General features: G+C 74.1%; 21 protein-coding genes. 11 read left to right on the top strand and 10 right to left on the bottom strand.

The genetic code is table 11. The features are described from left to right. Positions 1–14 precede the first annotated feature (14 nt). Both ACFV4G_RS26730 and ACFV4G_RS26725 read right to left on the bottom strand, forming a co-directional pair. Entirely contained in the window at positions 15–1,181 is a 1,167-nt protein-coding gene (locus ACFV4G_RS26730; RefSeq protein ID WP_380444564.1) for a hypothetical protein, read from the bottom strand. A gap of 98 nt (positions 1,182–1,279) precedes the next feature. Further along, positions 1,280–1,939: a rhomboid family intramembrane serine protease gene (locus ACFV4G_RS26725; protein WP_380444563.1), complete on the bottom strand. Its 660-nt coding sequence runs from the start codon at positions 1,937–1,939 to the stop codon at positions 1,280–1,282. A gap of 83 nt (positions 1,940–2,022) precedes the next feature. Between ACFV4G_RS26725 and ACFV4G_RS26720 the strand changes: the two genes are divergently transcribed. Beyond that, on the top strand, positions 2,023–2,541 hold the full coding sequence (locus ACFV4G_RS26720; protein WP_380444561.1) for a YbhB/YbcL family Raf kinase inhibitor-like protein: 519 nt from the start codon (positions 2,023–2,025) through the stop codon (positions 2,539–2,541). 4 nt (positions 2,542–2,545) lie between these two features. Here the strand turns inward: ACFV4G_RS26720 and ACFV4G_RS26715 are convergent, their stop codons facing one another. Beyond that, a complete protein-coding gene (locus tag ACFV4G_RS26715; RefSeq protein WP_380444584.1) occupies positions 2,546–3,520 on the bottom strand; it encodes a helix-turn-helix transcriptional regulator in 975 nt (324 codons plus the stop codon). Positions 3,521–3,616: 96 nt separating this feature from the next. Here ACFV4G_RS26715 and ACFV4G_RS26710 point away from each other — a divergent pair, with 96 nt between their 5' ends. Both ACFV4G_RS26710 and ACFV4G_RS26705 read left to right on the top strand, forming a co-directional pair. Beyond that, positions 3,617–5,098, top strand: a complete 1,482-nt coding sequence (locus ACFV4G_RS26710; RefSeq protein ID WP_380444559.1) for an MFS transporter — start codon at positions 3,617–3,619, stop codon at positions 5,096–5,098. Positions 5,099–5,168: 70 nt separating this feature from the next. Continuing rightward, positions 5,169–5,381, top strand: a complete 213-nt coding sequence (locus ACFV4G_RS26705; protein ID WP_380444558.1) for a KTSC domain-containing protein — start codon at positions 5,169–5,171, stop codon at positions 5,379–5,381. On the opposite strand, the gene ACFV4G_RS26700 is transcribed toward ACFV4G_RS26705, so the two are convergent. Next, positions 5,374–6,000, bottom strand: coding sequence for a TetR/AcrR family transcriptional regulator (locus ACFV4G_RS26700; RefSeq protein ID WP_380444556.1), 627 nt, complete (start codon positions 5,998–6,000; stop codon positions 5,374–5,376). The two genes, ACFV4G_RS26705 and ACFV4G_RS26700, sit on opposite strands and share 8 nt — an antisense overlap. Before the next feature lie 103 nt (positions 6,001–6,103). On the opposite strand from ACFV4G_RS26700, the gene ACFV4G_RS26695 reads away from it, so the two are divergent. Continuing rightward, entirely contained in the window at positions 6,104–6,505 is a 402-nt protein-coding gene (locus tag ACFV4G_RS26695; protein WP_380444554.1) for a DUF4345 domain-containing protein, read from the top strand. 59 nt (positions 6,506–6,564) lie between these two features. Here the strand turns inward: ACFV4G_RS26695 and ACFV4G_RS26690 are convergent, their stop codons facing one another. After that, positions 6,565–7,164 carry an HhH-GPD-type base excision DNA repair protein gene (locus ACFV4G_RS26690; protein WP_380444552.1) on the bottom strand — a complete coding sequence of 200 codons (600 nt, stop codon included), beginning with the start codon at positions 7,162–7,164 and terminating at the stop codon, positions 6,565–6,567. Positions 7,165–7,438: 274 nt separating this feature from the next. On the opposite strand from ACFV4G_RS26690, the gene ACFV4G_RS26685 reads away from it, so the two are divergent. From ACFV4G_RS26685 to ACFV4G_RS26670, 4 genes are all read left to right on the top strand, one after another. Next, positions 7,439–7,786: a DoxX family protein gene (locus tag ACFV4G_RS26685; RefSeq protein WP_380444551.1), complete on the top strand. Its 348-nt coding sequence runs from the start codon at positions 7,439–7,441 to the stop codon at positions 7,784–7,786. Between the two features lie 356 nt (positions 7,787–8,142). Further along, complete coding sequence (locus tag ACFV4G_RS26680; RefSeq protein WP_380444550.1) at positions 8,143–10,509, top strand: germacradienol/geosmin synthase; 2,367 nt, start codon at positions 8,143–8,145, stop codon at positions 10,507–10,509. A gap of 170 nt (positions 10,510–10,679) precedes the next feature. Continuing rightward, a complete protein-coding gene (locus ACFV4G_RS26675; protein ID WP_380444549.1) occupies positions 10,680–11,486 on the top strand; it encodes a VOC family protein in 807 nt (268 codons plus the stop codon). Continuing rightward, the gene (locus ACFV4G_RS26670) at positions 11,486–11,980 is read left to right on the top strand and encodes a DinB family protein (protein WP_380444547.1); all 495 of its coding nucleotides are present in this window, start codon (positions 11,486–11,488) and stop codon (positions 11,978–11,980) included. Before ACFV4G_RS26675 ends, ACFV4G_RS26670 begins: the two co-directional genes overlap by 1 nt. On the opposite strand, the gene ACFV4G_RS26665 is transcribed toward ACFV4G_RS26670, so the two are convergent. Then, positions 11,977–12,699: an ArsR/SmtB family transcription factor gene (locus ACFV4G_RS26665; protein ID WP_380444545.1), complete on the bottom strand. Its 723-nt coding sequence runs from the start codon at positions 12,697–12,699 to the stop codon at positions 11,977–11,979. The two genes, ACFV4G_RS26670 and ACFV4G_RS26665, sit on opposite strands and share 4 nt — an antisense overlap. 56 nt (positions 12,700–12,755) lie before the next feature. Continuing rightward, positions 12,756–13,709 (bottom strand): MerR family transcriptional regulator, encoded by a 954-nt coding sequence (locus ACFV4G_RS26660; protein ID WP_380444543.1) that lies wholly within the window; start codon positions 13,707–13,709, stop codon positions 12,756–12,758. A gap of 169 nt (positions 13,710–13,878) precedes the next feature. On the opposite strand from ACFV4G_RS26660, the gene ACFV4G_RS26655 reads away from it, so the two are divergent. Both ACFV4G_RS26655 and ACFV4G_RS26650 read left to right on the top strand, forming a co-directional pair. Next, positions 13,879–15,378, top strand: a complete 1,500-nt coding sequence (locus ACFV4G_RS26655) for an alpha/beta hydrolase (protein ID WP_380444541.1) — start codon at positions 13,879–13,881, stop codon at positions 15,376–15,378. A gap of 110 nt (positions 15,379–15,488) precedes the next feature. Beyond that, complete coding sequence (locus tag ACFV4G_RS26650) at positions 15,489–16,190, top strand: helix-turn-helix domain-containing protein (RefSeq protein WP_380444540.1); 702 nt, start codon at positions 15,489–15,491, stop codon at positions 16,188–16,190. Here the strand turns inward: ACFV4G_RS26650 and ACFV4G_RS26645 are convergent. Both ACFV4G_RS26645 and ACFV4G_RS26640 read right to left on the bottom strand, forming a co-directional pair. After that, complete coding sequence (locus ACFV4G_RS26645; protein WP_380444538.1) at positions 16,187–16,660, bottom strand: VOC family protein; 474 nt, start codon at positions 16,658–16,660, stop codon at positions 16,187–16,189. The two genes, ACFV4G_RS26650 and ACFV4G_RS26645, sit on opposite strands and share 4 nt — an antisense overlap. 113 nt (positions 16,661–16,773) lie before the next feature. After that, on the bottom strand, positions 16,774–17,856 hold the full coding sequence (locus ACFV4G_RS26640) for an alpha/beta fold hydrolase (protein WP_380444536.1): 1,083 nt from the start codon (positions 17,854–17,856) through the stop codon (positions 16,774–16,776). A 148-nt stretch (positions 17,857–18,004) separates the two neighbouring features. Between ACFV4G_RS26640 and ACFV4G_RS26635 the strand changes: the two genes are divergently transcribed. After that, a complete protein-coding gene (locus tag ACFV4G_RS26635) occupies positions 18,005–18,736 on the top strand; it encodes a TetR/AcrR family transcriptional regulator (protein ID WP_380444534.1) in 732 nt (243 codons plus the stop codon). A 133-nt stretch (positions 18,737–18,869) separates the two neighbouring features. Here ACFV4G_RS26635 and ACFV4G_RS26630 read toward each other — a convergent pair whose 3' ends face one another. Further along, on the bottom strand, positions 18,870–19,994 hold the full coding sequence (locus ACFV4G_RS26630; RefSeq protein WP_380444533.1) for a metallophosphoesterase: 1,125 nt from the start codon (positions 19,992–19,994) through the stop codon (positions 18,870–18,872). Between the last annotated feature and the right edge of the window lie 461 nt (positions 19,995–20,455).

Genomic DNA, 20,455 nt, shown 5'->3' with positions numbered 1-20,455 from the left:
GCCGCCGGTGCGGCCTACGCGCGGAGCGCGGCGCCGATCCGGTCGAGCGAGGACAGGCGCATCAGGCCGTAGTTGTAGAACTCGACCTCGGGGACGCCGAGTTCGCGCAGGACGGCGAGCTTGGCGGCGAGGTTCTCCGGGCCGTCGCAGTCCGAGGACATCGGGCGCAGGATCACCGCCATGTCCTGCGGGCGGACGCCGTGCAGGGCGAAGGCGGCGATCTTCTCCCGGACGGCCTCGGGGGTCCTCGCGTAGCCGAGCGTCTCGATCTGGTCCGCGGCCCCGGCGAGCGCGGGCAGGTCGATGCCGGACAGCCAGCCCTTGCCGGGGCCGCCGCCGTCCATGAAGCTCAGCCGCATGCCGTGGCGACGGGCCTCCGTGGACAGCTCGGCGGCCAGCGAGGTGACCGTCGCGGCGGAGGCGTCCACGTAGGCGGCGAACGCGCCGTCCGCGAGCTCGTCCAGCGCACCGGGCTCGGCGGCGGCCCTCTCGTCGGCGAGGCGGCGGCGCAGCTCGGTGCGCACGGCCTCGGCGACCTCGTCGGCCGGGACGCCCGCGCCGGCGGCGGCCGTGCGGCAGTGCGGGCAGAAGCAGACGCCGAGCAGCGCCTCGGCGACGGGACCGAGCTCCTCGAAATAGCGTTCGTGGTGGTAACCGTGGCGCAGGCCGTGGAAGTGCAGCGACTCGGCCCGGACCGCGTCCACGCCGTAGCGCGCCAGGTCGGCGACGAGGGTGTGCGCGTACTCGCGGACCTCCGGGTTCGCCGGGCACAGCTCGGTGAGGTGGCGGTCGCCGAAGGCGTTGGCCGGGGCGCAGTCGGGGTGGGCGAAGCCGAGCCGGTCGTTGTGGCAGAACACCGTCCAGGCGTGCAGCCCGAGGCCGCGGCGGCGGGCCTCGGCGGCGGCCTCGGCGAACGGGTCGCGCTCGCCGATGGCGGTGGACGGGACGGGCGCGAGGCGGCGGCCCCGCCAGCGGGCCGGGTCGGGGCGGAAGTAGGCGGCGCCCGGTTCCAGGTAGCGGACCACCCGGCGCGGGTTGTGCGGGAAGACGTCCCGGGCCTCGTGGTAGACCGAGGCGAGGGTGACGCCGCCGACCCCGGCACGGTCGGCGAGGTTGCCGAAGAAGGTGTCGGGGCCCTCGTCCAGCAGGTCGGTGGCGAAGGCGAGGACGGACGACTCCACGGTGCGGCTCCGGAGCAGGGGGCGGGGGCGCCGTCCACGCTAGCCGCAGGGGTTTGGATTGGTCTATACCTGGCCGGTCGGGCACTGCGCCGGACGGGCTAGAGGCCCAGGTCGTCCAGCTCCTTGAGCAGGGCGGAGCGGGAGTCGGCGGGTGCGGGTGCGGGCGCGGGCGCCGGCTTCGGTGCCGCCTGGTCGCGGAGCAGGACGGCGGCGGCCAGTCCGCCGGCCAGCCCGCCGAGGTGGCCCAGCCAGCTGACGCCGTGGGCGACCGGCAGCACGCCGATCAGGATGGTCCAGTAGACCGCGGCGACGCCGAGGCCGACCACCGCGTCCAGCACGTTGCGGTCGAGGACCCCGCGCAGCACCACGTAGCCGAGGTAGCCGTAGACCATGCCGCTCGCCCCGGCCGTCACGGTGTTCGGGCTCTCCAGCAGCCAGACCGTGAGCCCGCCGGAGACCACGATCACCAGGCTGGCCAGCAGGAACTTGCGCATGCCCCGGTAGGCGGCCAGGAAGCCGAGCACGAACAGCGGCCAGGAGTTGGAGACGATGTGGTCCCAACTGAAGTGCAGGAACGGCATGGTGAACATCTCGGGCAGGTCGCCGACCCGTTCCGGGCGCAGACCGAACTCCCGGGACAGGTCGTAGTCGTCCAGCCAGTTCAGCACCTGCACGGACCAGATGACGGCCTGGATCCCGAGCATGGTGAACAGCGCGCGGCGGGAGTCCGAGAGCAACCGGGCGAATTTCGAGGCCATGGTGTCGACTTTAGGGGCGACCGGATCGGACGTGCACCCCGTTACAGTGACCGGTGTCATCCCGACCGTGAGAGGTGCACGCCATGAGTGTCCGTCCGCCGCTTCCGTACGAGTTCCTGCCGCAGGTGCCGTCCTTCCCGCTGACCAGCGCGGACCTCACCGAAGGCGGCACGCTGGCGCGGGAGTTCATCCACGCCGGCGGCAACCTCTCGCCGCAGCTGTCCTGGTCGGGCCTGCCGGAGGGCACCCGCGGCATCGCCGTCACCTGCTACGACCCGGACGCGCCGACCGGCTCCGGCTGGTGGCACTGGCTCGCGCTGAACCTGCCCGCCGGCACCACCGAACTGCCGCGCGGCGCGGGCTCCTCGGACGACGCCCTGCCGGGCGCGGCCTCCTTCCACGGGCGCAACGACTTCCCGGGCAACCGGTACGACGGCGCCGCCCCGCCGCCCGGCGCCCCGCACCGCTACGTCTTCGCGGTGCACGCGCTCGACGTCGAGAAGCTGGACGTCTCGGCCGACACCCCGCCGGCCCAGGTCGGTTTCCACCTCACCTTCCACACCCTCGGCCGGGCGCTGCTCACCGCCGAGTTCGGGGTCTGACGGCTCAGGGAGGACCGGCCAGGTCGGCCGCGCGGGTGGCGCGGCCGGCCAGGGTGCGCAGGTGGGCGATCAGCTCCGGGGGCTCGTGCACCTCGAACTCGCAGTCGAGCAGCAGCAGTCCGGACGCGAGCCACTTGAGCGAGTCGCCCCGGGAGTGCAGCCGGCAGGTGCGGTCGTCGATCGGCTCGATCCGGTACTCCCCGGTCCACGGCATCCAGCGGTCGACCTCGTCGGCGGGGCGGTGCACGGTGGCGACCATGCGGTACGCCGTGTTTCGGCGGCGCAGCTTGTCGGCCACGAACGCGGCGGCGTCCTCGGCGGGCAGCGGGCGCGGGGTGAAGCGCGCGCCGGTGGCGAAGGGCTCGCGGAGCCGGTCGACCCGGAAGAGCCGCCAGTCGTCCCGGTCCAGGTCGAAGCCGACCAGGTACCAGCGGCGGCCAGTGGAGACCAGGCGCTCGGGCTCGACGTTGCGGCGGGTCTCGGCGCCGTCGCGGGCCCGGTAGGCGAAGCGCAGGCGCTCGTGGTTGGCGACGGCGCCGGCGAGCAGGGTGAGGTCGTCCGGGTCGACGGTCGGGCCGTCGCCGGTCATCAGCGGCACGGTGGCCGTGTTGAGCGCGCCCACCCGGTGCCGGAGCCGTCCGGGCAGCACCTGGAGCAGCTTGCCCAGGGCCCGGACGGAGGCCTCCTCGATGCCCACCACCGCGTGCCCGGCCGCGGCCCGCAGCCCGACCGCGATGGCGACCGCCTCCTCGTCGTCCAGCAGCAGCGGCGGCATCGCCGTCCCCGCGACCAGCCGGTAGCCGCCGATCGCGCCCATCGTCGCCTGCACCGGGTAGCCGAGGTCGCGCAGCCGGTCGATGTCGCGCCGGATCGTCCGGGCGCTGACGCCGAGCCGCTCGGCGAGCTCGCTGCCGGGCCACTCGCGCGGGGTCTGCAGCAGGGAGAGCAGGTTCAGCAGACGGGCCGGGGTGTCGGTCATGCCGTCCAGGATGCCGGAGAACTGGGACAGGATCTGGCCTACATGCCCCCTACCGTCGTCCACGTGCCGACGAGCGAGACGAACGAGGAGCGTGTGATGAGCACAGTGGACACCGACCGGCGGAGGTGGATCGCGCTGGCGATCGTGATGGTCGCCTCCTTCATGGACCTGGTGGACGTGACGATCGTCAACATCGCCGTCCCCAGCATCCAGGAGGACACCGGCGCCTCCTTCAGCGCCATCCAGTGGGTGACCGGCGGCTACGCGCTGGCCTTCGCGATCGGCCTGATCACCGGCGGGCGCCTCGGCGACATCTACGGCCGCAAGCGGCTGTTCCTGATCGGCATCGGCGGCTTCACGCTCGCGTCCGCGCTGTGCGGCCTGGCCACCGGGCCGGACATGCTGGTCGCGATGCGGGTGCTCCAGGGCGGCACGGCGGCCCTCATGGTGCCGCAGGTGCTCTCGATCATCCACGCGACCTTCCCGGCGGAGGAGCGCGGCAAGGTGTTCGGCATGTTCGGCGCGGTGGTCGGCCTGGGCGCCGTCTCCGGGCCGCTGATCGGCGCGCTGCTCACCGAGTGGGACCTCCTCGGCCTGGCCTGGCGGCCGATCTTCCTGATCAACCTGCCGGTGGGCCTGGCCGGCCTGCTGGCCGGGCGCCGCTTCATCAGCGAGTCGAAGGCCGAGAAGGCGCTCAAGCTCGACCTGGTGGGCGTGGCCCTCGCGAGCGTCGGCCTGCTGATGCTGATCTACCCGCTGACGCACGGGCGGGAGGCCGGCTGGCCGCTCTGGGGCTACCTGTCGATGGCCGGCAGCCTCGTGGTGTTCGCGCTGTTCGTGGTGTACGAGAAGGCCAAGGCCCGGCGGGACGGCTCGCCCCTGGTGGAGCTCTCGCTGTTCCGGGTGAAGTCCTTCGCGGCCGGGATCGGCGTGCAGCTCACCTTCGGCGTGGTCTGCGGGATCTTCTTCCTGGTGTGGACCCTCTACATGCAGATGGGCCTCGGCTGGAGCCCGCTGAAGGCCGGCTCGACCGGCATCCCGTTCTCGCTCGCGGTCTCGACGGCCGCCGGGCTGTCCGTGCAGAAGCTGGTGCCGCGGTTCGGGCGCCGGGTGCTGCAGACCGGCGCGCTGGTGATGGCGGCGGGCGTGCTCACCTACATCTGGGAGGCGCACCGCTACGGGACGGCGATCGCGCCCTGGCAGATGGCGCTGCCGCTGGTCGTGATGGGCCTCGGGATGGGGCTGATCGTCGCGCCGATCACCGACGCGATCCTGGCGGAGGTGCCGCGCGAGCACGCCGGGTCGGCGTCGGGCCTGATCAACACCGTGCAGCAGGTGGGCAACGCGCTCGGGCTCGGCCTGGTGTCGGTGGCCTTCTTCGGGGCCATGGACGACGTCGTCGCGCCGACGGCGGTGGGGGACGCGTTCAGCGGGGCCTTCGTCCACGCGATGTGGTGGGTCGCGGGGGTGCTGGTGGTGGTGTTCCTGCTGATGTTCGCGCTGCCGCGCCGGAAGGCCGTCGCCGCGGGTGCGGAGTCGGACGCGGCCGTCGGGGCCCGGGAACCCGAGCTGGTCTGACGGTTCCGTGCGGACGAGGGCCCCGGTCGCGATGCGCGGCCGGGGCCCTCGTGCGCACACTGGACGGGTCATGGACCGTACGGCGGTGGAGTCCTCGGTGCTGCGCTCGGTCGGGTACGACCGCCCGGCGCGGCGGCTGGAGCTGGAGTTCCTCGGCGGGCGCGTGTACGAGTACGCGGCCGTACCGGCCCGGGTGCACCGCGAGTTGATGGCGGCGGACAGCCACGGCCGGTTCTTCGTCCGGCGGATCCGGGGGCGCTACGCCTATCGGCGGCTCAGCTGACGTCCCCGGCGGTGCGCGGCCAGTCGGGGGCCGGGTCGACCGGCAGCAGCGGGCGGAGGGCGCCGATGCAGCCGCCGATGCACGCGTCGCGGAGCTCGGTGCGGGTGCAGGTCTCCTCGGTGAGCCAGTCGACGACCAGGACCTGGACGAACACCAGCCAGCTGCGCAGGACTTGGGACACCGCCGCGCGGGTGCCGTCGTCGGCGAGGGGGAGCACGCCGAGGAGGCGGGCGCGCAGGGCGTCGAGCTCGTCGGTCATGATCGTCTGGATCACCGGGTCGCCGGCCAGCACGCGGTTCGCGGCGAGGACGGCGTGCCGGTTGGCGACGAAGTAGTCGAGGTGCGCGTCCATGCCCTCGACCAGTTGCTCGACGAGCGTGTCGGCCGGGTCGAAGCGGGACTTGCCCAGCAGCTGGTCGGCGGCCTGCTGGTAGACGGCGGCGAAGAGGTCCCGCTTGCCCGGGAAGTGCCGGTAGAGCAGGGCGCGGGAGACGCCCGCCTGCGCGGCGACCTCCTCCATCAGCACCTCCTCGTAGGGCCGGGCGGCGAAGAGCCGGGCTCCGACGGAGAGGAGCTGGGCGCGGCGGTCGGCGGGGGAGAGGCGTTGGCGTGGTGGCACGGGTGAAGACTACTTGACACGTGTCTACTAAGGGGTGCCTCATGGAAGTAGACACGTGTCAACCAAGCGGCACGCGTCAACCGAGGCATGGGGTGGGTGCGTCATGGCCAAGGCGCTGCGGGCGCTCGTGTGGACGATGGGGATCGCGTGCGTGGCGATCGGCCTCGCGCACGTACTGGTGGGCAACGCCGTGCTCCCCGGCGAGGAGCACGCCGGGGCGACGATCGACAGCTGGGGCCGCTTCATGGGCGCGATCTTCGCCGGGTACGGCGCCGCCTGGATCCGGCTCGCCCGGCAGGCGACGATCCCGGCGCGCACCGTCCGGTGGCTCGCCGGCGTGTTCCTGCTCGGAGGCGCCGGGCGGCTGCTGTCGCTCGCGGCGACGGGCTGGCCGGGCGCGTTCCAGGCCGTGCTGGCCGCGCTCGAACTCGGGCTGCCGCCGGTGTACTTCTGGCTGGCGGACGCCGACGAGCGCCGGACCGCGGCCGGTCCGGCGGTGGCCTGAGCCGGTCCGGTGGGCGGTCGGGCGGTGGCCTGAGCCGGTCCGGTGGGCGGTCGGGCGGCTCAGCGCGCCTTGGCGGTGGCCTTGGCCTCCTTCGCGGCGCGCTTCGCCTCCTGCTTGAACTCCCGTACCAGGACGAGCGATTCGGGCCCGGTGATGTCGGCGACCGAGCGGTGCGCGCCCTCGTCGCCGTACGCGCCGGCCGCCTCGCGCCAGCCGTCCGGCCGCACGCCGTACTGCTTGCCGAGCAGTGCGAGGAAGATCTGGGACTTCTGCTTGCCGAAGCCGGGGAGCGCGTTGAGCCGGCTCAGCAGCTCCTTGCCCGTCCTGGCGTCCTTCCACAGCGCGGCGGCGTCGCCGTCGTACTGCGCCACGAGGAACTGGCAGAGCTGCTGCACCCGCTTGGCCATCGCGGCCGGGTAGCGGTGCACGGCCGGCTTCGCGGAGAGCAGGGCCACGAACTCCTCGGGGTTGTACGTGGCGATCTCGTGGGCGTCCAGGTCGTTCCGTCCGAGCCGCTGGGCGATGGTCAGCGGGCCGGTGAACGCCCACTCCATGGGCACCTGTTGGTCCAGCAGCATGCCGACGAGCGCGGCGAGCGCGCTGCGTCCGAGCAGTTCATCGGCCTCGGGCTGCTGTGCGAGCCGAACGGTGACGTCCATGGGGCCCTCCTCGGAGTGAATCGGTCGGGTAGGCGCCCAGTCTGGTCGACGGGGTGGGAGGGGTGGTGGTCAACACGCCCGTAGGAGGGGAAGTCTTGGGGATCGAGGCCATGGCGGAGCTGGTTTGTTCGTTGGCGTAGCGGTTGTTGGGGGCGTCCGGAGCCAACACCCCACCCCTGGACGGAACATTTTTTCCCCGTGGCGGTCACACTCTCCGCTTCCGGCGGGTCGAAGGAGTGTCGGACCAACCAGCCACCGAGTGGGGAGCACTTCAATGTCCGTGGCCTACGTCATCGTCACCGTCCTCGGCGCCGTCATGGCCGGATTCTCGGCCGGCTCGGTCTTCGCCGGAGCCAAGTACGTCGTCGAGCCGCTCGCCCAGTACGGCGTCCCGCGCAGCTGGTGGGTCTGGCTCGGGATCGCCAAGGCCGCGGGCGCGGCCGGCCTCCTGGTGGGCCTCCTCGTCCCGGGGGTCGGCCGCCTCGCCGCCGTCGGCCTGATCCTCTACTTCGTCGGCGCCGCGCTCACCGTCGTCCGCGCCCGCCACTACGCGCACGTCCCGTTCCCGCTGGTCTACCTCGCGCCGGTGGCGGCTTCGCTGGTCCTCGGTCTGGCGGCCTGAGCGGCCGGTGCCGCGGTGCGCCTCCCGGGAAGGACGGGCCGAACTCGGCCCGTCCTTCCGGCCGTTCGGGGTGGTGGGGGCTCGTGGGTGGCGCGTGCGTGGTGAGGATGTGGCGCCGGTGGCGTGTGCCCGGTGGGTGTGCGCTCCGCTGGGCGGGTGGTTGTGGCGGATGGTGCGGGTGGGGCTCCCGATCCCGCACGGGTGAGCCACCGTTGGCCGGTCGCTCGGGCGGAAGTTCGACCGGGGGTTCGAGCACGTGGGTCATCTCATATGACTGTTCTTGTTGTGCCGGTGCCGGGCCGGGGGCGCGCGTCATCCTTGGTCCAAGTCGACGCGTCCAGAAAGGCTCGCCCGCCGTGACCCAGCCGTTCGAACTGCCGTCCTTCTACGTGCCGCACCCGGCACGTCTCAACCCCCATCTCGACGGGGCCCGGGCCCACTCCTCCGACTGGGCACGGGAGATGGGCATGCTGGAGGGGTCCGGCATCTGGGACCAGGAGGACCTCGACGCCCACGACTACGGCCTGCTCTGCGCCTACACCCACCCCGACGCCTCCGCCGAGGCGCTGTCGCTGGTCACCGACTGGTACGTGTGGGTCTTCTTCTTCGACGACCACTTCCTCGACATGTACAAGCGGACCAACGACCGCGAGGGCGGCAAGGCGCACCTCGACCGGCTGCCGCTGTTCATGCCGGCCGACCCGGCCGCCCCGGTCCCCGAGCCGGAGAACCCGGTCGAGGCGGGCCTGGCCGACCTCTGGCGGCGGACCGTGCCGGCGATGGGCGAGGACTGGCGGGTCCGCTTCGCCGAGAGCACCCGGAACCTGCTCGACGAGTCGCTGTGGGAGCTCTCCAACATCAACGCCGGCCGGATCGCCAACCCGGTCGAGTACATCGAGATGCGCCGCAAGGTCGGCGGCGCGCCGTGGTCCGCGCAGCTGGTCGAGGTGGCCGCCGGGGCCGAGGTGCCGAAGGAGGTCTCGGGTTCGCGCGCGCTGCGGGTGCTGATGGACGCGTTCGCCGACGCCGTGCACCTGCGCAACGACATCTTCTCCTACCAGCGGGAGGTGGAGGACGAGGGCGAGCTGAGCAACGGCATCCTGGTGCTGGAGCGGTTCCTGGAGTGCTCCACCCAGGAGGCCGCCGAGGCGGTCAACGACCTGCTCACCTCGCGGCTCCAGCAGTTCGAGAACACCGTGTTCACCGAACTGCCCGTGCTGTTCGCCGAGACCGGGCTCGAACCGATCGGCCGCGCCAAGGTGCTGACGTACGTCAAGGGGCTGCAGGACTGGCAGTCGGGCGGGCACGAGTGGCACATGCGGTCGAGCCGCTACATGAACGGCAGGGGCATGAACGGCGGGGGCGCGGCGGCGGAGTCGGAGTCGGAGTCGGAGTCGGTCGAGTCCCTTGACGCCCGGGCCGGGTGGGACCCGTTCGCGATCGGCGGGATCGGCACGTCGGCGCTGGACCTGGTGCGCGGCGGCGGGCCGGGGCCGGAGGTGCCGGCGGCGCCCGTCGGGCCGGGCGCGGTGGATCCCGCGGTGCGGCGGGCGCGTTCGCACGGCCACGTGCCGTTCCAGCACGTCGGGCCGTCCCGGCTGCCGGAGTTCAAGGTGCCGTTCCCCCTGACCCTGAACCCTGACCTGGCGGGCGCGCGCGACCGGGCCGTCGAATGGGCCCGGCGGATGGGCCTGTTGGACGACCTGCCGGGCGTCCCCGGGTCCGCGCTCTGGACGGCCGAGTCCACCCGCGACTACGACCTCCCGCTCTGCATGGCGGGCATGCACCCGGACGCCACGGCCGCTCAACTCGACATCGGCTCGGCCTGGTTGCTCTGGGGCACCTGGGCGGACGACTACTTCCCCCGGGTCTACGGGCGCACCCGCGACCTCGCCGGTGCCAAGCTCGCCGTCGAGCGGCTGCCGCTGTTCATGCCGGTCGACGACGACGGCGGCCCGGCCGCGGAGCCAGCCACCGCCCTGGAGCGGGGCCTGGCCGACATCTGGGAGCGGACGGCGGGGCCGATGACCGCCGATGCCCGGCGGACGCTCCGCAGCAGCATCGAGGACATGCTCCACAGCTGGATCTGGGAGATCTCCAACCAGGTGCAGCACCGCATCCCGGACCCGGTCGACTACCTGGAGATGCGCCGGGCCACCTTCGGCTCCGACCTCACGATGAGCCTCAGCCGGATCGGCCACGGGCAGACCGTGCCGCCCGAGGTGTACGAGCACGGCGTGATGCGCTCACTGGAGAACTCGGCGGCCGACTACGCCTGCATGATCAACGACCTGTTCTCGTACCAGAAGGAGATCGAGTACGAGGGCGAGGTGCACAACGTCGTCCTGGTGGTCCAGAACTTCTTCGGCTGCGACTACCCGTCGGCCGTCCGGATCGTCGACGACCTGATGCACTCGCGGCTCGCCCAGTTCCAGCACGTCGCGGCCAAGGAGCTTCCGGTCCTGTACGACGACCTCGGGCTCGACGACGCGGCGCGCGAGCTGCTCGGCGGGTACGTCGGGGAACTGGAGAACTGGATCGCGGGGATCCTGAACTGGCACCGGGGGTGCCGCCGGTACACCGAGGACGACCTGAAGCGGCACTTCGGGCGCGAGGGGCACGACGTGGCGCGGGCGGAGGTGCCGCGGCTGGGCATGGTGCCCGGCGGGCCGACGGGGCTGGGCACGTCGGCGGCCCGTGTGGCGTCGGCGCTGGTCGGGTAGCCGGCGCGGGCGAGGGCCCCGGTGCGGGGCGTGGTGCGGCCGGTCGGGACGGGTTCCGACCGGCCGCGCCGTGTGCGGGCGCGCGGGCGGCGAGGGGACTGGCTAGGGTGACGGAATGGGGGCGAACCGGGCGTAAATGCCACGCGAGAGCCGTACGAGAGGGCAGACAGATGGCCGCGCTACCTGAAGGCACACCCTGCTGGGCCGACGCGATGTTCACCGACCTGGAGGGCGCCAAGACCTTCTACGGCGACGTCCTGGGCTGGACCTTCGGCGAGAGTTCGTCGGAGTTCGGCAACTACACGCAGGCCTACTCGGACGGCAAGGCCGTCGCCGCCGTCGTGCCGCCGATGTCAGGCCCGGACGGTACCCAGGCCCCGTCCGCCTGGTGCCTGTACCTCGCCTCGCCGGACGCCGCCGCCACCGCCGAGAAGATCCGCGGCAACGGCGGCGAGGTGCTGATGGGCCCGATGCAGGTCGGCGAGTTCGGCACGATGGTGATCGCGAAGGACCCGGGCGGCGTCGTGTTCGGCGTCTGGCAGGCCGGTACCCACGAGGGCTTCGAGAAGCAGGGCGAGCCCGGCGCGTACTGCTGGGCCGAGGTGGTGACCCGCGACCCGGCCGGGGCGGACGGGTTCTTCCCCGCGGTCTTCCCCTACGGCGTGCAGAAGATGGACACCGAGCAGGTCGACTACAAGATCTTCCGGCTCGGCGAGCAGCCGGTGCTGGGCCGGATGGCGATGGGTCCGGCCGACCTGCCGCCCGAGGTGCCCTCGTACGTGAGCGTGTACTTCGCGGTGGCCGACGTCGACGCGGCGCTCGTCCGGCTGCGCGCGGGCGGCGGCGCCGTGCACATGGAGCCGATGGACAGCCCGTTCGGCCGGTTCGCGGTGGTCGGCGACCCGCAGGGCGCCGCCTTCGGGATCATCGACACGGGGACGACCGCCGGCGACCTGCCCACCCTGGCGGACGCCTGATGGGCGAGCGCGAGGACCTCGTCGCGACGCTCGGCAAGCACCGCGGCTTCCTGCGGTACACCGTCCGCGACCTCACCGACGAACAGGCCGCCCGGCGCACCACGGCCAGCGAACTGTGCCTGGGCGGCCTGATCAAGCACGTCGCCGCGGTGGAGGCGCGCTGGATGCGGTTCGCGGTCGGCGGCGCCGAGGAGATGCGGCGCGGCGGCGGCTCGCAGGACGACTGGGCCGCGATGTTCCGGATGCTCGACGGCGAGACGCTCGCCGGGCTGCTCGCCCGCTACGAGGAGGTGGCCCGGGAGACGGACGAGCTGGTCCGGACGCTGCCGGACCTCGACCTCGCGCACGAGCTGCCGAAGGCGCCGTGGTTCGAGCCGGGGGCGACGTGGTCGGTGCGGCGCGTCCTGCTGCACGTCCTCGCCGAGACGGCGCAGCACGCGGGGCACGCGGACATCCTGCGGGAGTCCTTGGACGGCGCGAAGACGATGGGTTAGCCGGCTTCCGGCTCCAGCCTCAGACCGAGGAGTTCGCGCAGCGCGCGGTCCCCGTCCGGCGTGACGCGCAGGGCCCGGCCGGAGCCGATCCGCTGCACCCACCCGCGCTCCAGCGCCGTCCGGCAGAGCGCCGCGCCCAGCGCTCCACCGAGGTGGGTGCGGCGTTCCGTCCAGTCCAGGCAGGTGCGGACCACCGGGCGGGCGCCCCTGCCGCCCGCCCGGGGCGGCAGGTCGATGGCCTGCTCGGCGAGCCAGCCGAGGCCGTCCCCGGTGAGGGCGAGCCCGGCGTCGTCGCTGACCAGGCCGCGGTCGAGCATGGCGTCGGCGACGGCCACGCCGAGGCGCCCGGCCAGGTGGTCGTAGCAGGTGCGGGCGCGGGCCTCGGCGCTGCGGCGGGTGGCCTCGCGGAGGGTGCCCGGGGCCGGCCCGCTACCCCCGGTGGCGTCCCCCGCCGCCGTCTCGGCGAAGACCGTGAGGTCCTCGATCAGCGTGGCGACGGCGGGCCCGGCCAGCCGGACGTACCGGTGCCGCCCCTGCCGCTCCTCGGCGAGCAGGCCGCCCGCGATCAGGCGCGACAGGTGCTCGCTCGCCGTGGACGGCGCGACGCCCGCGTGCCGGGCCAGCTCGCCGGCCGTCCAGGCGCGGCCGTCGAGCAGCGCGCCGCAGAACGCGGCGCGGGTGGGGTCGGCGAGCAGGGCGGCCAGCTGGGCGAGCGACATGCCTCCATGGTCGCGCGGAGTCGTTTCGGCCGGGGCCGAAACGGTGGCAGGCCTCTTCAGGCGGCTGCCGCCAGCTGCCCCGCCAGCGCCGCCCGCAGCCAGGCGTGCGCCTGGCCGAGGGTGGGCTCGTCGGGTGTGGTCAGTACGCCGGCGAGCTCCCAGTAGCGCGCGATCACCGGGTCGTCGGTGACGTCGAGCATGACCCGCAGCCGGCGCCGGAAGTCCGGCGTGTCCCGGACGGAGCGGGAGGCGGCGTGCGCGGCGACGAAGTTGTCGAGCGCCCCGCCGTCGTACGGGTCCCGGCCGGCGCGCAGCTCCGCCGAGGCCAGGTCGTAGGCCTCGCCGAGCCCCTCGTAGAGCACGGCGGGCCGGTACTCGTGGTCCGTGCGGGCGAGTTCGTTCGGGCAGCCGCCCTTGCCGGTGGCGGAGTGGCTCGGGCCCGAACAACCCTGGGAGACGAGCGCGTTCAGCCGGGCGAACGCCAGCACCTGGCCGGGCGCCGGGTCCGCCGGGGGCTGCGGGACGGCCGCGTCGACGATCGCGGCGGTCAGCCGGGCGGGCATCCGCAGCGGCAGCGCGCGCCGCCAGAAGCGGGCCAGCGGGGTGGTGTCCGGCGGGGTGGTCAGCCCGCCGATGAGCGTCAGGCGGTCGGCGCGCTCCTCGGGCGGGCACTCGTGCAGCAGCCGCAGGGCGGCCTCCCGCCAGCGCAGGGCGGTGAGTTGGGAGCCGAGCTCGCGCAACTGCCGGGCCACCGCGTCCTCCAGGGCGTCGCCCAGCCCCCCGTCCTGCTCCAGCAGCCGGCCGACCTCCGGGACGGGCAGGTCGAGCGTGCGCAGCGAGCGGATCAGCCGCAGCCGCTCCAGCGCGTCCGGCCCGTACCGCCGGTGGCCGCCGGAACTGCGCCCGGCTTCGGGCAGCAGGCCGCGGTCGGAGTAGAAGCGGACGGTCTTGACGGTGACGCCCGCGTGCTCCGCGAGCTCACCAATGCTCCACAGGACGGCCGGTGGCAAGGCTTGAACCTCCCTCAGGGGGAGTTCCTACGGTACCCGCATCGCCCGGCCGGACGGGGGTCGGCCGGGTGATCACCGGCGTTGTCGGGCGACCGCCTGCGACCGCCTGCGACTGCCTGCGACGCCGGGTGACGCCGGGTGACGACGAACGACGAGGAGGAGATGCGACATGACCGCATTCGTGCTGGTACCGGGCCACTTCACCGGGGGCTGGATCTGGCGGGAGGTGAGCGCCCGGCTCCGCGCGGCCGGCGCCGAGGTGCACGAGGCGACGCTCGCCGGCGGGGGCGGTGCCGGCCTGGAGGCCCACGTCGAGGACGTCCTGCGCCTGATCGACGCCGCCGCCGACCCCGAAGTCGTCCTGGTCGGCCACGAGTACGGCATCCACCCGGTGCTCGGCGCCGCCGACCGGCGGGCGGACCGCCTCACCCGCATCGTCTACCTGGACGCCGGCCTGCCGGTGGACGGCGACCGGGCCGTCCAGCTCGTCCCCGACCAGCTCGCCCGCGAGGTGCTGACCGACCCGGCCCGCCGGCCCGCGGACGGCCTCCTCCCGGCGCCCGGCCGGGGCGAGTGGCACCGCTGGGGGAGCACCGACGGCCTCACCGCCGAAGCGCTGGACCGGCTCACCGGGCTGGCCACCGCGCAGCCCGTCGCCAGCCTCACCGAGCCGCTGCGGCTGTCCGGCGCCGTCGCCTCGGTGCCGACCACCGGGATCCTCTGCACCTCGGGCGGCGTCACCATCGCGAGCGTCGAGGCCATGGTGCGCACGGGCATGCCGCAGTTCCGGTTCCTGGCCGACCCGCGGGTGGGCTTCTTCGACCTCGACACCGGCCACTGGCCGATGCTCTCCCGCCCGGAGGAGCTCGCCGACCTCCTGCTCAGGGCCGCCGCCGGCGAGGGCCACCGGATCGCCCCGCCGCCCGCCGCCGAGGCGCCGGTGTTCTCGCGCCCGCACGTCCTGGACACCCCGGAGCACCCGCTGCCGGACTGCGCGCACGAGCGGGCCGGGAACCTCGACGTCTACCTGCCGGAAGCCGAAGGCCCGTTGCCCGCCGTGCTGTTCGTCCACGGCGGCCCCGTCCCCGCCGGCACCCGGCCCACCCCGCGCGACTGGCCGGTGTACGTCGGCTACGGCCGGTACGCGGCGAGCCTCGGCGTCGTCGGCGCGACGGTCGAGCACGGCCTGGACGAGCTCTACGGGTACCCGCGGGCCGCCGACGAGATCGCCGCGGCCGTCGAGGCGCTGCGCGCCCACCCGCGCGTGGACGGCGACCGGATCGCGCTCTGGTTCTTCTCCGGCGGCGGCCTGCTGACCACCGACTGGCTCGCCGAGCCGCCGTCCTGGCTGCGCTGCCTCGCCGCGAACTACCCCGTCCTCGCGCCGCTGCCCGGCTGGGAGGCCGTCGACCGGCGCTTCCGCCCGGCGGAGGCGGTGGCGGGGGCGGGCCGGCTGCCGATCGTGCTCACCCGGGCCGGGCTGGAGGCGGACGCGATCGCGGCGACGGTCGCCGGGTTCGTCGCGGCGGCGGGGGAGCACGGGGCGGCGCTGGAGGTGATCGACGTCCCGAACGGGCACCACGGCTTCGAGCTCGCCGACCACACCGACGAGGTCCGGGACGCCGTCGCCCGCGCCGCCGCCTCCGTCCTGCGGCACCTGCGGGCGTAGCCTTCGGGGCTTCCGGGCGTGGTCATCCGGGCGTGGTCGGCTGGGCGTGGTCTTACGGGCGTGGTTCTACGGGTGTGGCCGTCCGCGCTTCCGGGCGTAGCCTTCGAGGCGTGGCCCCCGAGTACGCCGAGCGCGCGTCCCGCCTCCCCGGTGCGGTGGTGTGGACGCGCGCTGCGGTGCTGCCCGCTCCCTCCGCCGCGCCGGTCCTGCCCGACGGCTGCATGGACCTGCTGTGGACGGAGGGCCGGCTGCTCGTCGCGGGCCCGGACACCCACGCCTTCCGCCCCGGGCCCGGGCTCGCCGGCCCCTGGGCGGGCGTCCGCTTCTACCCCGGTACGGCCCCCGCGCTGCTCGGCGTCCCCGCCCACGAGCTGCGCGACCGCCGCGTCGACCTGGCCGACCTGCGCCCCGCCGCCGAGGTGCGCCGCCTCACCGGCCGCATCGACGCGGCCCCCGACCCGGTCGCCGCCCTGGAGGACCTCGCCCTGCGCCTCGCGGCCGACGCCGGGCCCGCCGACCCGCTGCTGCGCGCCGTCGTCGCGTCCCTGGCGGCGGGCCGGTCCGTCACGGCGACCGCCGAGCGCGTCGCCCTCGGCGAACGCCAGCTGCACCGCCGCTCGTTGAGCGCCTTCGGCTACGGCCCGAAGACCCTCGCCCGCATCCTCCGCCTGCAGCGCGCTCTCGCCCTGGCCCGCTCCGGCGTCCCCTTCGCGGACACCGCGGCCCGGACGGGCTTCGCCGACCAGGCCCATCTGGCGCGCGACGTGCGGGAGTTGACCGGGCTGCCGCTGACCGACCTGGTCCGGTCCTAGGGGGTGTCCTCGGTGAGGACGGCCAGCAGGTCGACGCCGTTGCCGTCGGGGTCGTGCACCGAGGCGTACCGCTGGCCCCAGAACGCGTCGAACGGCTTCAACTCCCCGTGGTACCCGGCTCCGACGAGGTCCTCGTACACCGCGTCCACGTGCGCGGGGCTCTCGCAGCGGAACGCGAGCCCAGTCCGGCTGCCGCCGGTCGGGGGCCGCCAGTCCGGGTGGAAGGAGCGGATGGTCGACTCGGCGTCGAGCACCAGGAGCAGTCCGCCCGGCAGCTCCGCCTCGACGTGCGGCTCGTGCTCGGCCCCGTCGGGGAACAGGAGCCCGAGCCGCCGGTAGAAGGCGACCGAGGCGGCCATGTCGGAGACGGCGATGCCGACGAACGCGAACCTCGGTGCCGGCGTGGTGCTTTTCGTGCTGCCGGTGCCGCTCGTACTGCTCGTGCTGATCGTGCTGTTCTCGCTGTTCATGCCCGTCACGCTAGGCGGCGGTGCGGGCGCCCGTCTTGAAGGAAACGGACACTCTCCCGGCGTTGGCGTTGGCGTTGGCGTTGGCGTTGGCGTTGGCGTCGGCGCCGGCGGCCTCAGCGGGCGGCGAGTTCGCCCGTGACGACCGGCCGGACCTTGGTGAGCATGAGCTCCAGGAACTGCTCCGGCTCGCGGAAGGACGCGAAGTGGCTGGCGTTCCGGATCAGGGCGAAGTCCTTGACCGGCGCGCTGACGGCGTCGAAGAGGCGGCGGGCCGGCGCGGGCGAGGTGAGGACGTCGCTGTCGCCCTGGAAGACGAAGAACGGGAGCGCGAAGTCGGTGCCCTCGGCGTACTCGTCGACCGCCATCGCCTGCGGGCCCAGCTGCTCGGCGAAGGTCATGCCCTTCAGGTACGTCCTCAGTTCGCGCAGCGTGTGCAGCGGCGAGAACCAGAGCGAGCGGACCACGACGGTCTTCATGGTGTCGAAGGTCAGCGGGTCGGTGGTGACGACCAGCTTGTTGAACTCCGACCACTGGTGGGTGCTCCACGCCGTGGCGTCCGGGCCCATCGCGGTGACGGCGGCCAGCTCCTTGCGCTTGCCGCCGGCCCGGAGCCGCTCGACCAGGGCGTCGTACGCGGGGTGCGGGCGGCCGCCGGCGAGGACGTTCTGGTCGGTGCCGACGTAGGCCGAGTACAGCTCGGGGTGGTTGCGGGCCAGGCGCAGGCCGAGCACGGTGCCGATCGAGTTGGCGACCAGCAGCACCTTCGGCACGCCGAGCCGGGCGCGGACGTACTCGGTGACCTCCAGCGCGTCCCGGTACAGCCGGTCGAGGCTCATCTCGCCCTGCCCCTCCGGGCCCCCGTGGCCGAAGGTCTTGCCGCCGCCCCGCATGTCCCAGCGGACGATCGTGAAGTGCCGCTCCCAGGCCCGGGTGCGGGGGACGAACGGCAGGTTGGAGGCGCCGGGGCCGCCGTGGATCTCCAGCACCACCGGGTTGTCGAGGCTCTCGCCGCGGACGGAGACCCACTGGTCGATGCCCCCGATGCGGACGAACCCGGACTCGTCGATGCCCTTCGGCGACGTGATGCGCATCCGCTCGGCGGCGGCGTGGCGCTTGAGCCCCCGGTAGCCGAGGAGCCCGGCGACGGGGGCGGCGAGCGCGGTGGCGGCGGAGGCGGCGATGACGGTGGCGAGCATGGTGGTTCCCCCAACTGTTTATGGCATCAGCAGTTCGATGTGTTTAAGGTATATACAGTTCCTGTCGGGTGTCAACGGCCCGGCCGGACCGGGCACGGGAACCGGACCCGACACGAGGCACGGGAATCGACACGAGGAGGAGGGCCGCATGGCCAAGGAGAAGGTGCGCGACCTGCGCGCGGGCGTCGCGCTGCTGTGGGGCGAGCAGGACCGACCCACCCGGGGTCCCAAACCGAGCCTCACCCCGGGCCGGATCGCCGAGGCCGCGGTCGGGCTGGCGGACGCCGAGGGCCTGGAGGCCGTCTCCATGAACAAGGTCGCCGCCGGGTTCGGGATGTCCGCGATGGCGCTCTACCGCTACGTGCCCGGCAAGGCCGAACTCGTCGAGCTGATGGTCGAGTCCGTCCTCGCCGACGCCCCCGACCTCACCACGGCCGGCCCCGACTGGCGCCCGCGGATCGTCGCCTGGGCACGCGCGTCCGAGCAGGTCCACCGCAGCCACCCCTGGCTACTGGCCGCCACCGCGATGCGCCACCAGCTCATGGGCCCCAACCAGCTCGGCTGGCTCGACGCCGCCCTCACCGCCCTGGCCCCCACCGGCCTGACCGCCGCGCAGCAGCACCGCGTCTTCGTCCTCGTCGCCGGATACGTGCGCACCCACGCGCAACAGCAGCTCGACTTCGACGAGGCCCACAGCCGCGAATGGGCCCACCTCACCGGCGAACTGCTCACCCGGCAGCCCGACCGCTTCCCCGCCCTGACCGCCGCCCTCGCCGCCGGTGCCTTCGCCCCCGGCGACGCCGCCGCGCCGACGGACACCCTCCGGTTCGGCCTGGACCGGATCCTCGACGGCGTCCAGGTCCTGATCGACCGCACCTGATCGACCGCACCTGATCGACCGCGCCTGACCGATGGCGCCTGACCGATGGCGCCTGACCGATGGCGCCTGACCGACGACGAAGGGCTCGGACCGCGACGTGCGGTCCGAGCCCTTCGCCCGCCTCGGAGTTCGCTTACGCGGCGCCCGAGCGCAGCGTGAGCACGGTGATCTCGCTGGGGGCGAAGACCCGGAAGGGCGGTCCCCAGAAGCCGGTGCCCCGGCTGGTGTAGAGCTGGGTGCGCTCCCCGTGCCGGCTCAGGCCGTGGACCACCGGCTGGTCGATCCGGACGAGGAAGTTGAACGGCCAGATCTGGCCCCCGTGGGTGTGCCCGGAGACCTGCAGGTCGATGCCGGCGGCCGCGGCCTGCGGGACGTACTTGGGCTGGTGGGCGACGAGCAGCACCGGCAGGGCGGGGTCCGCCCCCTCCAGCGCGCCGGTCAGGTTTGCGCGGTGCCCGGCCAGGCCGGAGGACTCCGCGGTCACGTCGTCCACGCCGACGAGCACGAGGGCGTCCCCGCCGCGCTCCACCACGACGTGCCGGTTGTGCAGCGGCTCCCAGTCCAGGTCCGCCATGCGGTCCAGCCAGCCCTGGGCCTCCCCGCCGTACTCGTGGTTGCCCGTGACGTAGACCCTGGCCAGTCTCGACCGGATCGTCCCGAGCGGCGCGGACTGCTCCCGGCGCTGGGCCGGTGTGCCGTCGGCGATGTCGCCGGCGTGGACCACGACGTCCGCGTCGAGCGCGTTGACCACCCCGGCCACCCGCGCCGACCAGCCCGCCCGGTCGATCGGCCCGTAGTGGGTGTCCGCCAGCACCACGACCCGGGTCCCGTCCAGACCCCCGCCGAGCCGCGGGACGTGGACGTCCAGCCGCTTCACCCGGGGCACGCGCATCGCCTCGTAGTGCCCCCAGCCCAGCAGCCCGGCAGAGACCACGGCGACGGCCAGGGCCACGGTCCTGGCCCGCCCGGCCCCGCCGACGTCGAGCCCGCCCAGCACGAGGTTCACCAGACCGCCCAGCACCGACCAGGTCCACAGCACCCAGACGACGCCGAGGCTGGTGTCCGCGACCCGGGCGGCCCGGTCGGCCCGCCGCGACCCGTGGCCCGCGACCATCAGGAAGGGGAAGGAGAGCAGCCAGGCCGCGAAGACGGCGGTGCCGGCCAGGAAGACCGGGAACGGCCAGTCGGCCCCGGAACCGAACAACGTCCACCAGGGCGGAAGGCACAGGACGACGAGAACGCCGACGAGTACGGCCACCCGCCGCCCGACACCCCGCCGCCGCCTCCCGTCCCGGGTGCCCCCGGACTCCTCACTGCCCAGCCGAGGCTCCGCCTCCGACCCGATGGATCCACTCTCGACCACTGCGCCGCCCCTCACGTCTCTGCCCCCATCATCCGCCACGCACCACCGGCCGGGAGGGCCTCGGGGCGCACGAACGGCGGCCGAGACCCGGCGCTTCCGCTGAAGCGCTCCAGCGGAAGCGCCGGATCGGGCTGAGTGACGCGGGTTGAGTGCCGTGGGGATATCGGGGCGGGGCGGGCCGGCCCCGGGCGTAGCTCCAGGCCGTGGGCAGCTACCCGCGAAGCGGCGCCGAGTACTGACGCGCGGTCCGGGGGGGGCGGGCCCCCCCCCCCCCGGGGGGGGGGGGGCCGGGGGGGGGGGCCCCCCCCCCGGGGGGGGGCGCCCGCCCCCCCCCGCGGGCCGCGGGGGCGCCCCCC

The organism is Kitasatospora sp. NPDC059747 (assembly GCF_042732955.1).
Lineage (GTDB): Bacteria > Actinomycetota > Actinomycetes > Streptomycetales > Streptomycetaceae > Kitasatospora.
This window is presented reverse-complemented; position numbering and strand designations above follow the sequence as displayed.